The organism is Pseudomonas sp. R28(2017), from assembly GCF_002112505.1.
GTDB lineage: Bacteria > Pseudomonadota > Gammaproteobacteria > Pseudomonadales > Pseudomonadaceae > Aquipseudomonas.
Genome location: NZ_NEHW01000008.1, coordinates 25718 through 40034 on the forward strand (window position 1 = coordinate 25718; position 14317 = coordinate 40034).

At 63.8% G+C, this 14317-nt stretch carries 17 protein-coding genes; all 17 read right to left on the minus strand.

Annotated elements, in window-relative coordinates; all coding sequences use genetic code 11:
- Positions 1-76 precede the first annotated feature (76 nt).
- The 17 genes from bamB to cysE all read right to left on the minus strand — a co-directional run bounded on the left by bamB (position 77) and on the right by cysE (position 14314).
- A complete protein-coding gene (bamB, locus tag CAF78_RS15195) occupies positions 77-1219 on the minus strand; it encodes an outer membrane protein assembly factor BamB (protein WP_085673694.1) in 1143 nt (380 codons plus the stop codon).
- Entirely contained in the window at positions 1220-1858 is a 639-nt protein-coding gene (locus CAF78_RS15200; protein WP_085673696.1) for a tetratricopeptide repeat protein, read from the minus strand.
- Positions 1859-1897: 39 nt separating this feature from the next.
- The gene (hisS, locus tag CAF78_RS15205; protein WP_085673698.1) at positions 1898-3187 is read right to left on the minus strand and encodes a histidine--tRNA ligase; all 1290 of its coding nucleotides are present in this window, start codon (positions 3185-3187) and stop codon (positions 1898-1900) included.
- Positions 3188-3211: 24 nt separating this feature from the next.
- Positions 3212-4321 (minus strand): flavodoxin-dependent (E)-4-hydroxy-3-methylbut-2-enyl-diphosphate synthase, encoded by a 1110-nt coding sequence (gene ispG, locus CAF78_RS15210; protein WP_027920273.1) that lies wholly within the window; start codon positions 4319-4321, stop codon positions 3212-3214.
- Positions 4322-4324: 3 nt separating this feature from the next.
- Complete coding sequence (locus CAF78_RS15215) at positions 4325-5353, minus strand: RodZ domain-containing protein (protein ID WP_085673700.1); 1029 nt, start codon at positions 5351-5353, stop codon at positions 4325-4327.
- A complete protein-coding gene (gene pilW, locus CAF78_RS15220) occupies positions 5350-6111 on the minus strand; it encodes a type IV pilus biogenesis/stability protein PilW (RefSeq protein WP_085673702.1) in 762 nt (253 codons plus the stop codon). The genes CAF78_RS15215 and pilW overlap by 4 nt, the downstream gene beginning before the upstream one ends.
- A 13-nt stretch (positions 6112-6124) precedes the next feature.
- Entirely contained in the window at positions 6125-7270 is a 1146-nt protein-coding gene (rlmN, locus tag CAF78_RS15225; protein ID WP_027920276.1) for a 23S rRNA (adenine(2503)-C(2))-methyltransferase RlmN, read from the minus strand.
- Positions 7271-7298: 28 nt separating this feature from the next.
- Positions 7299-7724 carry a nucleoside-diphosphate kinase gene (ndk, locus tag CAF78_RS15230; protein WP_011532343.1) on the minus strand — a complete coding sequence of 142 codons (426 nt, stop codon included), beginning with the start codon at positions 7722-7724 and terminating at the stop codon, positions 7299-7301.
- An 89-nt stretch (positions 7725-7813) separates the two neighbouring features.
- Positions 7814-8014 (minus strand): Fe-S cluster assembly protein IscX, encoded by a 201-nt coding sequence (gene iscX, locus CAF78_RS15235; protein WP_027920277.1) that lies wholly within the window; start codon positions 8012-8014, stop codon positions 7814-7816.
- 10 nt (positions 8015-8024) lie between these two features.
- Positions 8025-8366 (minus strand): ISC system 2Fe-2S type ferredoxin, encoded by a 342-nt coding sequence (gene fdx, locus CAF78_RS15240; RefSeq protein WP_054887566.1) that lies wholly within the window; start codon positions 8364-8366, stop codon positions 8025-8027.
- A 3-nt stretch (positions 8367-8369) separates the two neighbouring features.
- Positions 8370-10232, minus strand: coding sequence for a Fe-S protein assembly chaperone HscA (gene hscA / locus CAF78_RS15245; RefSeq protein ID WP_085673704.1), 1863 nt, complete (start codon positions 10230-10232; stop codon positions 8370-8372).
- Positions 10233-10274: 42 nt separating this feature from the next.
- Complete coding sequence (hscB, locus tag CAF78_RS15250) at positions 10275-10796, minus strand: co-chaperone HscB (RefSeq protein WP_027920280.1); 522 nt, start codon at positions 10794-10796, stop codon at positions 10275-10277.
- Positions 10797-10804: 8 nt separating this feature from the next.
- Positions 10805-11128: an iron-sulfur cluster assembly protein IscA gene (gene iscA, locus CAF78_RS15255; protein WP_023630636.1), complete on the minus strand. Its 324-nt coding sequence runs from the start codon at positions 11126-11128 to the stop codon at positions 10805-10807.
- A gap of 35 nt (positions 11129-11163) precedes the next feature.
- The gene (iscU, locus tag CAF78_RS15260) at positions 11164-11550 is read right to left on the minus strand and encodes a Fe-S cluster assembly scaffold IscU (protein ID WP_007929523.1); all 387 of its coding nucleotides are present in this window, start codon (positions 11548-11550) and stop codon (positions 11164-11166) included.
- Positions 11551-11596: 46 nt separating this feature from the next.
- Positions 11597-12811, minus strand: a complete 1215-nt coding sequence (locus CAF78_RS15265) for an IscS subfamily cysteine desulfurase (protein WP_027920282.1) — start codon at positions 12809-12811, stop codon at positions 11597-11599.
- Positions 12812-12856: 45 nt separating this feature from the next.
- Positions 12857-13348: a Fe-S cluster assembly transcriptional regulator IscR gene (gene iscR / locus CAF78_RS15270; protein ID WP_008092572.1), complete on the minus strand. Its 492-nt coding sequence runs from the start codon at positions 13346-13348 to the stop codon at positions 12857-12859.
- A 180-nt stretch (positions 13349-13528) separates the two neighbouring features.
- Positions 13529-14314, minus strand: coding sequence for a serine O-acetyltransferase (gene cysE / locus CAF78_RS15275; RefSeq protein WP_027920283.1), 786 nt, complete (start codon positions 14312-14314; stop codon positions 13529-13531).
- Positions 14315-14317 lie beyond the last annotated feature (3 nt).

Sequence of the window (14317 nt, forward strand, 5' to 3'; positions counted from 1 at the left end):
CTGCAAGGCAGCGGCCGGAGTTCGGGCGGCGTGTCCTACGCCGCGGCCTGAAGCCGGCAAGGCTTCAAGCATAGCTTCAGCGGATGGTCAGTGCCTCGAGCTTGCCGCTGTTGCCGTAGACGTAGATGGTGTCGCCGACCACAAGTGGGCGGGCGCGCAGGCCATCGCTGTCGATACGCTCACGGCCGACGAAACGGCCATCGACCTGGCTCAGCAGGTGCAGGTAACCCTCGAAGTCACCCACCGCCACGTAGCTGGAGAACACTTCAGGCGCGGTCAGCTGGCGGCGGGCCATCGAATCGTTGGTCCACAGGGCGCTGGAAGAGCGCTCGTCGACGCTTTCAACGGTACCGGTGGCTTCGCTGACATAGACGTTGCCGTAGCCCTGGGCGACACCCACGTAGCTGGAAGCATCGCGCTGCCACAGCACGCGGCCGCTTTCCAGGTCCAGGCCCGCGACGCGGCCCTGGTAGGTGCTGACGTACAGGGTACCACCGGACAGCAGCAGGCCACCGTCGATGTCGACCACGCGGTCCAGCTCGGAACGGCCCTGCGGGATGGCCACGCGGCTCTCCCACACCGGCACACCGTTGTTGATGTCCACCGCCACCACCTTGCCGGTGGACAGGCCGGCGACGGCCAGGCGGTTGGTGGCGATCGGCGCACCGGTGCCACGCAGGGTCAGCACGGCCGGGGTGTTTTCGTAGATCCAGCGGCGGTCGCCAGTGGCGGCGTCCAGGCCGATCAGGCGGTCGTCCTGGGTCTGCACCACCACCACGTCACCGTTGTTGGCGGGCGGAGCCAGCACTTCGCTGGTGACGCGCGCCTTCCAGCGCTCCTCACCGGTGCTGGAGTCCAGGGCGATCACTTCACCCTTCAGGGTGCCGAGCATGACCAGGCCATAGCCGACACCGACCGCGCCGGAAACCGGCTTGTCCAGGTCCTTTTTCCACACCACGTCACCGGTGATGCGGTCGAGGGCGAAGACTTCGCCGTTGACGTCGGAGGCGTAGATGCGGTCGTTCTCGATGGCCGGAACCAGGGTGTTGTAGGTTTCACCCTGGCCGTCACCGATCGAACGGCTCCACTGCTTTTTCAGTACCACTTCTTCGGTGAACTTGGTCAGCTCGGCCGGAGGCAGTTCCTTCTTGCTGTTGCTGCTGCAACCTGCGGCCAGCACGGCCAGGGTCAGCACTGCTGCTTGTTTCCAACCGATCACTTACGCGTCCCCTTTGGCCAGGTCATCCAGCTTCAGTTGCAGGCCACCGACCGCTGCTTCGTCAGACAGCGCGGCCTTGGCTTTTTCGTAGGCACTGTGGGCATCGTCGCCGCGACCCAGTTGCACCAGCAGGTCACCCTTCAACTCTTCACGGCTGGCCAGGAACGCCTTGTCAGCGTCGCCGTCGAGCAGCTTGAGGGCCTCTTCGGCCTTGTTCTGGGCGGCGAGCACGCGCGCCAGGCGCTGGCGCGAGATTTCACCCAGGGTGACGTCGGCCGGCTTGTCCAGCACGCTCTTCAGCTCGGCAGCGGCGTCGTCGAGCTTGCCGCTCTCGACCGCGACCTTGGCCACGAACAGGCTGCCGTACTGGGCGTACGCCGTACCGCCGAACTCGCTCTTGAGCTTGCCGGCCAGTTCCGCGACCTTGGTCGCGTCGGGCTGGCCATTCGGCGTCAGGCTGGTCTCAAGCAAAGCCTGATACAGCTGCGAGGCACCTTGCGACTGGTTGTTCTGGTACTTGTGCCAGGTATTCCAGCCCAACACCACCACGCCAGCCAGCAGGGCACCGGTCAGCAGCGGCTTGCCGTTGCGGTTCCACCAGTCCTTGACCCCTGCCAGTTCATCATCGGTACTCGACACCCCAATACTCCTTTTCGCCTATTCGCTTGTTGAACCGCGTTACGCCTGAGCGATCGCGGTTTCCAGGTGCTCAGCCAGAGCATCCCAGGCAATGTTCTGTTGTTCGCCCTGACCACGCAGGGGCTTCAAGCCGATCTCTTGCTTGGCCAGCTCGTCGTCGCCGAGGATCAGGGCGAACAGCGCGCCGCTCTTGTCGGCTTTCTTGAACTGGCTCTTGAAACTGCCACCACCGGCATTGACCGCCAGGCGCAGGCCCGGCAGGCGGTCGCGCAGGCCTTCGGACAGGCGCAGGCCAGCCAGTTCCGCCTGCTCGCCAAAGGCGCACAGGTAGACGTCGATGGTGCGGTTGATCGACTCCGGGACCTTGCCGAGGGTTTCCAGCAGGAGGATCAGGCGCTCGATACCCATGGCGAAACCAACGCCAGTGGTCGGCTTGCCGCCCATCTGCTCGACCAGGCCGTCGTAACGGCCACCGGCACACACGGTGCCCTGGGCGCCGAGCTTGTCGGTCACCCACTCGAACACGGTCTTGCTGTAGTAGTCCAGGCCACGTACCAGCTTGGTGTTGATCACGAACGGGATGCCGGCGGCATCGAGGCGCGCCTTGAGGCCCTCGAAGTGCACGCGGGAATCTTCGTCCAGGTAGTCTTCCAGCTTCGGCGCGCCGACCAGCACCGCCTGGGTGCCCTGGTCCTTGCTGTCGAGGATGCGCAGCGGGTTGCTCTTGAGGCGGCGCTGGCTGTCTTCGTCGAGCTGCTCCAGGCGCGCCGAGAGAAACTCGACCAGCGCGTCACGGTAGCGGGCACGGGCTTCACTGGTGCCCAGGCTGTTGAGCTCGAGCTTGACTGCGTCCTGGATGCCCAGCAGGCCCCACAGGCGCCAGGTCAGCATGATCAGCTCGGCGTCGATGTCCGGGCCGTCCAGGTTGAACACCTCAACGCCAATCTGGTGGAACTGGCGGTAGCGGCCCTTCTGCGGGCGCTCGTGGCGGAACATCTGGCCGATGTACCAGAGCTTCTGCACCTGGCCGTTGCCGGTGATGCCATGCTCCAGCACAGCGCGCACGCAGGCGGCGGTGCCTTCAGGGCGCAGGGTGAGCGAATCGCCGTTGCGGTCCTCGAAGGTGTACATCTCTTTTTCGACGATGTCGGTGACTTCACCGATCGAGCGCTTAAACAGCTCGGTGAACTCGACGATCGGCGTGCGGATCTGGCTGTACCCGTAGGTGTCCAGCAGGCCGGCGACGGTGCCTTCGAAGTAGCGCCAGAGCGGCGACTGCTCTGGCAGGATGTCGTTCATGCCACGGATGGCTTGCAGCGATTTGCTCACGAAAAGTCCTTACGAATCTGTGTGTCAGCTGCGGGCGATCAGCGCCGCGTCAGCCTCGACCTTTTCGGCCGCTTTCTGGCGGATGAGCTTCTCCAGCTCATCGACCAGGTTGTCATTGGTCAGCTTCTGCGCCGGCTTGCCGTCGATGTAGACCAGGTTCGGCGTACCGCCGGTCAGCCCCACGTGGGACTCCTTGGCTTCACCCGGGCCGTTGACCACGCAACCGATCACCGCCACGTCCAGCGGTACCAGCAGGTCTTCCAGGCGGCCTTCCAGCTCGTTCATGGTCTTGACCACATCGAAGTTCTGCCGCGAGCAGCTCGGGCAGGCGATGAAGTTGATGCCACGCGAACGCAGGTGCAGCGACTTGAGGATGTCGTAGCCGACCTTCACTTCCTCGACCGGGTCAGCCGCCAGCGAGATACGGATGGTATCGCCGATGCCTTCGGCCAGCAGCATACCGAGGCCGACGGCGGATTTCACCGTCCCCGAGCGCAGGCCACCGGCTTCGGTGATGCCCAGGTGCAGCGGCTGGATGATCTGCTTGGCCAGCAGGCGGTAGGCTTCGACGGCCATGAACACGTCGGAGGCCTTGACGCTGACCTTGAAGTCCTGGAAGTCCAGGCGGTCGAGGTGCTCGACGTGACGCAGGGCCGATTCGACCAGCGCGGCCGGGGTCGGCTCGCCGTACTTCTTCTGCAGGTCCTTTTCCAGGGAACCGGCGTTGACGCCGATGCGGATCGGGATGCCGCGGTCGCGGGCGGCGTCGACCACCGCGCGCACGCGGTCTTCACGGCCGATGTTGCCCGGGTTGATGCGCAGGCAATCGACGCCAAGCTCAGCCACGCGCAGGGCGATCTTGTAGTCGAAATGGATATCGGCAACCAGCGGCACGCTGACCAGCTGCTTGATCTTGCCGAACGCCTCGGCGGCGTCCATGTCCGGCACCGAGACGCGGACGATGTCGACACCGGCATCGACCAGGCGCTGAATCTGCGCCACGGTGGCCATGACATCGTTGGTGTCGGTGTTGGTCATGCTCTGCACCGCGATGGGGGCATCACCACCCACCGGCACATTGCCGACCCAGATTTTGCGGGATTCGCGACGTTTGATCGGAGATTCGCCGTGCATGACTTACTGTCCCAACTTCAGGCGAGCGGTCTCGCCACTGGTGAACGGGGCAACATCGACGGCCTGGCCGTTGTAGCTGACCTGGGCGCCACGGGCAAAGCCCAGGCGTACCGCGAATGGCGGCTTGCCGGTCAGCTCGAGGTTGTCCCCCTTGCGCTTGATGGCGCTGAACAGCACCTTGCCGTTGCCATCGGACACCTGGGTCCAGCAATCGGCGGTGAACTGGATTGCAACCTTGGCGCTGCCAGCCGGCACGGCCGCAGGGGCGGCAGGCTCGGCGGCGGCGACGGCGGGCACGCTGGCCGCTGGTGCGGCCGGTGCGACCGGAGCCGCAGGGGCCGGGGCTGGCGCGACAGTCTGGACCGGTGCCTGCTGGACCGGTGCCTGCTGAACCGGAGCAGGAACAGGTGCAGCAGCGGCCGGCGCGGCTTCGCCGGTGGTTTCGGCAGCTGCCTCGGCAGGGGCCTGTTCCAGCGGCAGCGGCGCGCTTTCAGGCTGCTGGCCTGCCGTCACGGCCTGGTCTTCAGGCTCGTCCAGCGGGTGGATCTGGGTGGTGCCGTCGGCACTTTCGACTTCTACGTGCTCGAGGGCGATCTTGGCCAGGTCCTTGCCCTTCAGGCTGCCCTGGTCCTGCCACCAGATGAAGCTGCCGCCGACCACGGCGACCAGCAGCAACAAGGTGACACCGCGCATGATGTTGTGCGAAAGACGCACCGGCTCTTCGATTCGCCCCAGCGAATGCACTTCGCTGCCCTTGGCGTGAGTGCCGGTGTACTGGTCGAACGCCTCGACCAGCGGAGCCTGGTCCATGTCCATCAATTTGGCGTAGGCGCGGATGTAACCACGGGCGAACGTGTGCCCGGGCAGCTTGTCGAAGGCGCCGGTTTCCACGTGGTTCAGCGAACTTACGGTGAGGTTGAGCTTGCGGGCCACCTCGGCTTGCGACCACTCGCGTTTCTCGCGGGCCTGGCGCAACAGCTCACCGGGGTTCTGGCCAGTCGCTGCTGCTACTTCGGGATGCGCGGCTTTCATCGTTGCTCCGACAGGTATTGCTGATATTCCGGCGTACCGGGATAAAGTCGTTGTAATTGCTGACCCACATCGGCCAGGGTGCCCTGCTCGTCGAACACCCGGGCAAGGCGGCTGCCCAGCAGAAGGCTACGGGCGTTGTGATCGCTCAACTGGCTGAAACGATCGTAGTAGTCACGGGCCGGCACATAATGCCTGTTTTCGTAGGACAACTCAGCCATTTCCAGCAACGCTCTGGGCTGGCGCCGGTTAAGTTGCAGGGCCTTGGTCAGATACGCATGTGCCTGGTCGCGATCGTCGAGCTTCAGGGCCGTCAGGCCAAGGTTCTCGAACACCCGCGAACGTTCAGGATACAGGGTATCGGCACTGGCCAGGCGAAACATCTGCTCGGCTTCGGCAAAACGTTGCTGAGCATATAGGAAACTGCCGTAGTTGTTGCGAATTCGCGCGTCGCCCGGGCGGGAAGCCAGCGCTTTTTTGAAGTGTGCCTCGGCCAGGGCAGGTTCACCTTCGGCCTGGAACACCAGGGCCAGGGCCGTGTGGGCGTCAGCGTCACCGGCATCCAGCGCCAGGGCCTTGCCCAACGGGGCCTTGGCCTGTTCGGTCAAACCTTGTTGCAAATATCCCAGGCCAAGTTGCGTAAACGCCCGCCCCGCCTCCGTGCGCCCCTGGCGGTTGGCCAGGGGGTCGCTCGCGCCGCCCGACACGCAGCCGGCCAGCAGCGAAAGCGCAAGGATCGACAGCGCGGCGCGCAGGGTCATGGCAAGGCCGTACTCAGTGGCGCACGGCGCTGTCTTGCAGCTCGGCGTCAGCGGACAGCTGGCGGACGGCGATGTAGCGCTCGCTGCGGCGGGTACGGTCGTTGACCTGGCCGACCAGCTGGCCACACGCGGCGTCGATGTCGTCGCCACGGGTGGTACGGGTGGTGACGTTGAAACCGCCGTGGTGCAGCAGATCCTGGAAGCGCCGGATCGCGTTGTTGCTCGGCCGCTCGTAGCCGGAGTGCGGGAACGGGTTGAACGGGATCAGGTTGATCTTGCACGGTACGTCGCGCAGCAGCTCGATCATCTGTGCCGCGTGCTCAGGCTGGTCGTTGACATCCTTGAGCAGGGTGTACTCGATGGTCAGCACACGCTTGCCACCCAGGGTCGACATGTAGCCCATGCACGACTCGAGCAGCATCTTCAGCGGGTACTTCTTGTTGATCGGTACCAGCTGGTTGCGCAGTTCGTCGTTCGGCGCGTGCAGCGACAGCGCCAGGGAGACGTCGATGTGCTTGGCCAGTTCGTCGATCATCGGCACCACGCCCGAGGTGGACAGGGTGACGCGACGCTTGGAAATGCCATAGCCGAGATCTTCCATCATGATCTTCATGGCGGCGATGACATTGTCGAAATTCAGCAGAGGCTCGCCCATGCCCATCATCACCACGTTGGTAATCGCGCGGTCGATCTTGGCAGGGACGGTCCCGAAGGATTTGTTGGCAAGCCACACCTGGCCGATCACTTCGGCGGCGGTGAGGTTGCTGTTGAAGCCTTGCTTGCCGGTGGAGCAGAAGCTGCAGTCCAGGGCACAGCCGGCTTGCGACGAAACGCAGAGCGTGCCGCGGTCGTCGGTGGGGATGTAGACGGTTTCGACACAGCTGCCGGAGGCAACGCGAACCACCCACTTGCGGGTACCGTCGGCGGAAATGTCTTCGCTGACCACCTCAGGCCCCCGAATCTCGGCAACGGCCTCGAGCTTTTCGCGTAGGACCTTGCCGACATTGGTCATGGCGGCGAAATCGTCGACGCCAAAATGGTGAATCCACTTCATCACCTGGCCGGCGCGAAAGCGCTTCTCCCCGATCGAGTCGAAGAACTGTTCCATTTCCTGCAGGGTCAGCCCCAACAGGTTGATTTTGCCGGTAGATGTCGTCATGGATTCACCTTCACCCTTAAGCTTTCGCTTAGCGAGTGGTTACCTCGGTAGCAGCGAAGAAGTAAGCGATTTCGCGAGCAGCAGCAGCTTCGGAGTCCGAACCGTGAACGGCGTTGGCGTCGATCGACTCGGCGAAGTCAGCACGGATGGTGCCTGGAGCAGCTTCTTTAGGGTTGGTGGCGCCCATCAGTTCACGGTTCAGAGCGATGGCGTTTTCGCCTTCCAGAACCTGAACGACGACCGGACCGGAAGTCATGAAGGCAACCAGGTCACCGAAGAAGCCACGAGCGCTGTGCTCGGCGTAGAAGCCTTCGGCTTCGGCTTTGGACAGTTGCTTGATTTTCGAGGCAACGATTTTCAGGCCAGCTTCTTCGAAGCGGGTGGTGATCTTGCCGATCACGTTCTTGGCAACGGCGTCAGGCTTGATGATCGAGAAAGTACGTTGAACAGCCATGGAAAACTCCAGAATATGAGTGTTACGAAAAATTAAACCCGCGAATTATACGCGGGTTCCAGGGGATTGCCTAACCTGCAGCGTCACGCTTAGTCGGCTTCTTCGATCCAGGCCGCCTGGATGGCCTCGAGCACTTTCTCACCGCCACGTGACGGATCGTCGCTGAACTCTGGCAAGGCCAGCACCCAGCGGTGCAGATCGACGAAATTCACATATTTAGGATCGACGTCCGGCTTGCTTTCCGCAAGCTGGATGGCGATCTCAAGTACATCAATCCATTTCAGGCTCATGGGGCAAACCTCAGTGCGGCGCTTCGGCAGCGTGGTTGAGCGAATACTTCGGAATCTCGATGGTGAGGTCGTCCTCACCGACGATCACCTGGCAGGCCAGGCGCGATTGCGCCTCCAGGCCCCAGGCCTTGTCCAGCATATCCTCTTCCAGCTCGTCGGCTTCCTCGAGCGAGTCGAAGCCTTCGCGCACGATGCAGTGGCAGGTGGTGCAGGCGCACACACCACCACAGGCGCTTTCCATCTCGATGTGGTGCTCGTGGGCCAGTTCCAGGATGTTGGTCCCTGGCTCCACCTCAACCACCAGCCCGTCCGGGCAGAACTTCTCGTGCGGCAGGAAAATCACCTGGGGCATCGGTTACTCCTCGATCTCATTCAGGTTGCGCCCGGCCAGTGCGGCTTTGACCGTCGAATCAAGGCGACGGGCGGCAAAGGCATCGGTCACCTGCGACAGACGCTTGGTCTGTTGCTCGATGGCCGCGCCATCGGTGCCGCTGAGCAAATCACGCAATTCTTGCATCTGGTATTCGATGGCGACCCGCTCGTCTTCGCTGAGCAGGCGCTCGCCGTCGGCATCCAGGGCGCCCTGCACCGCTTCGAGCAGGCGTTCGCCGTCGACCTGGTGCTCGCGCAGCTGGCGCGCCTGCTTGTCTACGCCTGCGTGCTCGAAGGAGTCCTTGAGCATGCGGGCAATCTCGCCGTCGGTCAGGCCGTAGGACGGCTTGACCTGGATGCTGGCTTCCACGCCCGAGCCCAGTTCACGGGCGGCAACGCTGAGCAGGCCGTCGGCATCCACCTGGAAGGTCACGCGAATCTTGGCGGCGCCGGCCACCATGGCCGGAATGCCGCGCAGCTCGAAGCGCGCCAGGGAGCGACAGTCGCTGATCAGCTCGCGCTCACCCTGCAGGACGTGGATCATCATGGCCGACTGGCCATCTTTATAAGTGGTGAATTCCTGGGCGCGGGCCACCGGAATGGTGGTGTTGCGCGGAATCACCTTCTCCATCAGCCCGCCCATGGTCTCAAGGCCCAGGGACAGCGGGATGACGTCGAGCAGCAGCAGTTCGCCACCTTCGCGGCGGTTGCCAGCCAAGGTATCGGCCTGGATGGCGGCGCCGATGGCCACCACCTGATCCGGGTCGATCGAGGTCAGCGGGGTGCGGTCAAACAACGCGCCCACCGCCTCACGCACACGCGGCACGCGGGTCGAACCACCGACCATCACCACGGCACCCACCTCTTCCAGCTCGATACCGCTGTCGCGCACGGCGCGGCGGCAGGCTTTCAGGCTGCGGGCAACCAGCGGCTCGATCATGGCTTCGAAGGCGGCGCGGCTCAGCTCGCCCTGCCAGGCGCCATGGCTGACGCTGACGCTATCAGCATCGGTCAGGGCCTCTTTGGCGGCGCAGGCGGCCTGCAGCAGCTGGCGCTGGGTGGCCGGGTCGAGGTCGGCGGACAGGCCGGCCTGCTCGATGATCCAGCCAGCGATGGCGTGGTCGAAATCGTCGCCACCCAGGGCGGTATCGCCACCGGTCGCCAACACTTCGAACACACCGGCTGTCAGGCGCAGGATGGAAATATCGAAGGTACCGCCACCCAGGTCATAGATGGCCACCAGGCCTTCGGCGTTCTGGTCCAGGCCATAGGCCACGGCAGCGGCGGTCGGCTCGTTGAGCAGGCGCAGCACGCTCAGGCCGGCCAGGCGCGCGGCATCCTTGGTGGCCTGGCGCTGGGCGTCGTCGAAATAGGCCGGCACGGTGATCACCGCACCCACCAGCTCACCGCCCAGGGTGGCTTCGGCACGCTCGCGCAGCACCTTGAGGATGTCGGCAGACACTTCCACCGGGCTTTTCGGCCCCTGGACGGTGTCGATGAACGGCATGTGCGACTCGCCGCCGATGAAGCGGTACGGCAGTTGCTCGCCGAGCTGCTTGACGTCAGCCAGGCCACGGCCCATCAGGCGCTTGACCGACAGCACGGTGTTCAGCGGGTCGCTGGAGGCCGCTTCGCGCGCGGCCAGGCCGACTTCGCTGTGGCCAGCCAGGTAACGCACTGCCGACGGCAGAATGACGTTGCCCTGCGCATCGGGCAGGGGCTCGCTGCGACCGCTGCGCACGGCAGCGACCAGAGAATTGGTGGTACCCAGGTCGATCCCCACCGCCAGGCGGCGCTGGTGCGGCTGAGGGCTTTGACCGGGTTCGGCGATCTGCAGTAGGGCCATGCTTATCTGAATACCTTAGGCGTCATCACGGGCGACACCGGGTTAATCGTCGAGGCGCTCTTCCAGTTGGCGCACTTCTTGGGCGAGCTTGTCGAGGAACTGCATGCGGCGCATCAGGCGCTCGGCCTTGTCGCGCTCGGCAGGCACATCCCAGCAGGCGGCGAAATCCTCGTTGAGCGTGTCCTGAGCAGCCTTCAGGCGCTTCTTGAACACGGCCACGCCATCGAGGTCGGCTTCGTCCTGCAGCTCTTCGAGCTCTTCGCGCCACTGCATCTGCTGCAACAGGAAGTCAGGGTCATGGACCGTGACTTCCTGAGGCACTTCGTGGCCACCGATGGCCAGCAGGTAGCGGGCACGGCGCGGCGCACTGCGCAGGGTCTGGTAGGCGTCGTTGAGGGCCGCGGACTTTTCCAGCGCCACCCGCTGCTCGCGCTCGGAGGCGTCGGCGAAGCGGTCCGGATGGACCTCGCGGGCCAGCTCGCGGTAGCGAGTGGCCAGTTTGTCGAGGTCCAGGCGGAAGCAGGGCTGGAGGTCAAACAGAGCGAAATGACAAGGAGTACCCACGGCCAGCCTCAGACGTTGAAGCTTTCGCCGCAGCCACACTCACCGCGCACGTTGGGGTTGTTGAACTTGAAGCCTTCGTTCAACCCTTCCTTGACGAAGTCCAGCTCGGTGCCGTCGAGGTAGACCAGGCTCTTGGGATCGATGATCACCTTGACGCCATGGTTCTCGAACACCTGGTCCTCTGCGGCGAGCTCGTCGACGAACTCCAGCACGTAGGCCAGGCCCGAGCAGCCGGTGGTGCGCACGCCCAGGCGAATGCCCTCACCCTTGCCGCGCCCGTCGAGGGAGCGGCGAATGTGGTTGGCGGCGGCTTCTGTCATGCTGATAGCCATCGGAACTCCTTCAGTCTTACCTTGCAACGGGCGGCTTAGATCAAGCCTTTCTTCTGCTTGTAGTCGCGAACGGCTGCCTTGATGGCATCTTCGGCGAGTACCGAGCAGTGGATCTTCACTGGCGGCAACGCCAGTTCTTCCGCCAGTTGGGTGTTCTTGATGGTTTCGGCTTCGTCCAGGGTCTTGCCCTTCATCCACTCGGTGGCGAGGGAGCTGGAGGCGATGGCCGAACCGCAGCCATAGGTCTTGAACTTGGCGTCTTCGATGATGCCTTGCTCGTTGACCTTGATCTGCAGACGCATCACGTCACCGCACGCTGGGGCGCCGACCATGCCGGTACCGACATCCGGGTCCTCGGCATTCATCTTGCCGACGTTGCGTGGGTTTTCGTAGTGGTCGATGACCTTTTCACTGTATGCCATGGTGCAATTCCTTCCTCATCAGGGAGCCGCTCTTGCCGGCGACTGCTTAGTGGGCGGCCCACTCGATCTTGGAGATGTCAACGCCGTCTTTGTACATGTCCCACAGCGGCGACAGCTCACGCAGTTTGTTAACGGCCATGCAGACTTGCTGCGCGGCGTAGTCGACTTCTTCTTCGGTGGTGAAGCGGCCGAAGGAGAAGCGGATCGAGCTGTGCGCCAGCTCGTCGTTGCGGCCCAGAGCGCGCAGTACATACGACGGCTCGAGCGAAGCGGAGGTACAGGCCGAACCGGACGATACGGCGATGTCCTTCAGGGACATCAGCAGCGACTCGCCTTCGACGTAGTTGAAGCTCAGGTTCAGGTTGTGCGGCACGCGGGCAGTCTTGCTGCCGTTGACGTAGAGCTCTTCGAGGTCCGAGACCTGCTTGAAGAAGCGGTCGCTCAGGGCCTTGATGCGCACGTTCTCGGCGGCCATTTCCTGCTTGGCAATGGCGAAGGCCTCGCCCATGCCGACGATCTGGTGGGTCGGCAGGGTACCCGAACGCATGCCGCGCTCATGGCCACCGCCGTGAATGATGGCTTCCAGGCGCACGCGCGGCTTGCGGCTGACGTACAGCGCGCCGATACCTTTGGGGCCGTAGACCTTGTGCGCGGAGAACGACATCAGGTCGACCTTCAGCTTCTGCAGGTCGATTTCGACCTTGCCGGCCGACTGAGCGGCGTCGACGTGGAACAGCACGCCGCGCGAGCGGGTCAGTTCACCGATGGCGGCGATGTCGTTGATCGAGCCGACTTCGTTGTTCACGTGCATCAGCGAGACCAGAATGGTGTCGTCGCGCAGGGCGGCCTCGACCATGGCCGGGGTGACGATGCCGTCTTCGCCCGGTTCCAGGTAGGTGACTTCGAAACCTTCACGCTCGAGCTGGCGAGCGGTGTCCAGGACCGCCTTGTGCTCGATCTTGGAGGTGATGATGTGCTTGCCCTTGGTCTGATAGAAGTGCGCCACGCCTTTCAGGGCGAGGTTGTCGGACTCGGTGGCACCGCTGGTCCAGACGATTTCGCGCGGGTCGGCGTTGATCAGCTCGGCGACCTGGCGACGGCCGTTCTCGACCGCTTCCTCGGCCTTCCAGCCGAACACGTGGGAACGCGAGGCCGGGTTACCGAAGTTGCCGTCGACCAGCAGGCAGTCGGCCATCTTCTGGGCGACGCGAGGGTCGACCGGCGTGGTAGCGGAGTAATCGAGGTAGATCGGCAACTTCATGGATATCTCCTATCAGGCGGTGGCGTCGCTCGTCACTGCAAAAGGTCAGTCGACGGCTGACGTCTCAATCTTGTCCAGCTGGGCGGTACGGCCTGCGACACGCCGCAGGTCCTGGCGCTGGGCGACTTCCTGCACTTCACGGCGCATGACGAGGTCGGCCAGGCTGATGCCGCTGAGGAATTCGTGGATCTGCTGGCTGAGGTCGCACCACAGGTGGTGGGTCAGGCAGGTGTCACCGGCATGGCAATCCCCGAGGCCCTGGCAACGGGTGGCATCGACCGATTCGTTGACCGCGTCGATGACCTGGGCCACCTGGATGGTTTCCATGCCGCGCGACAGCTGGTAGCCCCCGCCCGGACCGCGCACGCTGGAGACCAGGCTGCTGCGGCGCAGCTTGGCGAACAGCTGTTCCAGATAAGAGAGGGAAATGCCCTGGCGCTCGGAAATGTCGGCCAAAGACACCGGCCCATGCTGCGCGTGCAATGCCAGGTCGAGCATGGCAGTGACGGCGTATCGGCCTTTGGTAGTCAGTCGCATGGCTAATGGGTACCACGGGAGTTACGGGATGTGTGCGAGTATGCGATTCCCGAGCATTTAAGTCAACTATTAGACCTACTGCTTTAGTCGGGTTTGCAACGGGGAGGCGGGCGCGAGTGTAGCAGCAAAAGGGGCGTGAGCACACGCCCCATATGTCAGAGTGAATTCACCGCGGCGCAATCAATGCGACTGAGTGTCGCGCTGGGCAGCCTGGGTTTCGACCGCGAAGTCATCTTCCGGCAGCTTCGGCAGCTCCTTGGCACAGTAGTCACTGCCCATCTTGGTCAGCGCGCCACACATGCCCTCCAGGCGCTCGTCGACGGCCTGCAGGTGGTCGAGCATCTGCCCGATGGCGCGGGCCACCGGGTCCGGCATGTCGCCACTGACGCCGTAGGCATCGAAACCGATCTTTTCGGCCATGGCCTTGCGCTTGGCCTCGACTTCGCTGTCTTCGCTCTTGACGATGATCCGCCCCGGGATGCCAACCGCAGTGGCACCCGCCGGCACCGCTTTGGTCACCACCGCATTGGAACCGATCTTGGCCCCGGCACCGACCGTGAACGGGCCGAGCACCTTGGCGCCCGCCCCTACCACCACGCCGTTCTCCAGGGTCGGGTGGCGCTTGCCTTTGTTCCAGCTGGTACCGCCCAGGGTGACGCCCTGGTAAAGGGTGACATCATCACCGATCTCGGCGGTTTCGCCGATGACAATGCCCATGCCGTGGTCGATGAAGAAGCGCCGACCAATGGTCGCACCGGGGTGGATCTCGATACCGGTCAGCCAGCGGCCGAAGTTCGACACCAGCCGGGCCAGCCACTTGAAGTCGCGCTTCCACAGGGCATTGCCCAGGCGGTGCAGCCAGATGGCGTGCATGCCGGGGTAGCACGTCAGCACCTCGAAGGCGTTGCGCGCCGCCGGGTCACGATGGAATACGCTCTGGATATCTTCACGCAGACGCTCGAACATCTG

Coding starts and splice junctions, on each gene's coding strand:
- ispG (WP_027920273.1), bottom strand. CDS start 4,321: ATGCACGGCGAATCTCCGATCAAACGTCGCGAATCCCGCAAAATCTGG.
- CAF78_RS15215 (WP_085673700.1), bottom strand. CDS start 5,353: ATGAAAGCCGCGCATCCCGAAGTAGCAGCAGCGACTGGCCAGAACCCC.
- pilW (WP_085673702.1), bottom strand. CDS start 6,111: ATGACCCTGCGCGCCGCGCTGTCGATCCTTGCGCTTTCGCTGCTGGCC.
- rlmN (WP_027920276.1), bottom strand. CDS start 7,270: ATGACGACATCTACCGGCAAAATCAACCTGTTGGGGCTGACCCTGCAG.
- ndk (WP_011532343.1), bottom strand. CDS start 7,724: ATGGCTGTTCAACGTACTTTCTCGATCATCAAGCCTGACGCCGTTGCC.
- iscX (WP_027920277.1), bottom strand. CDS start 8,014: ATGAGCCTGAAATGGATTGATGTACTTGAGATCGCCATCCAGCTTGCG.
- fdx (WP_054887566.1), bottom strand. CDS start 8,366: ATGCCCCAGGTGATTTTCCTGCCGCACGAGAAGTTCTGCCCGGACGGG.
- hscA (WP_085673704.1), bottom strand. CDS start 10,232: ATGGCCCTACTGCAGATCGCCGAACCCGGTCAAAGCCCTCAGCCGCAC.
- iscA (WP_023630636.1), bottom strand. CDS start 11,128: ATGGCTATCAGCATGACAGAAGCCGCCGCCAACCACATTCGCCGCTCC.
- iscU (WP_007929523.1), bottom strand. CDS start 11,550: ATGGCATACAGTGAAAAGGTCATCGACCACTACGAAAACCCACGCAAC.
- CAF78_RS15265 (WP_027920282.1), bottom strand. CDS start 12,811: ATGAAGTTGCCGATCTACCTCGATTACTCCGCTACCACGCCGGTCGAC.
- iscR (WP_008092572.1), bottom strand. CDS start 13,348: ATGCGACTGACTACCAAAGGCCGATACGCCGTCACTGCCATGCTCGAC.
- cysE (WP_027920283.1), bottom strand. CDS start 14,314: ATGTTCGAGCGTCTGCGTGAAGATATCCAGAGCGTATTCCATCGTGAC.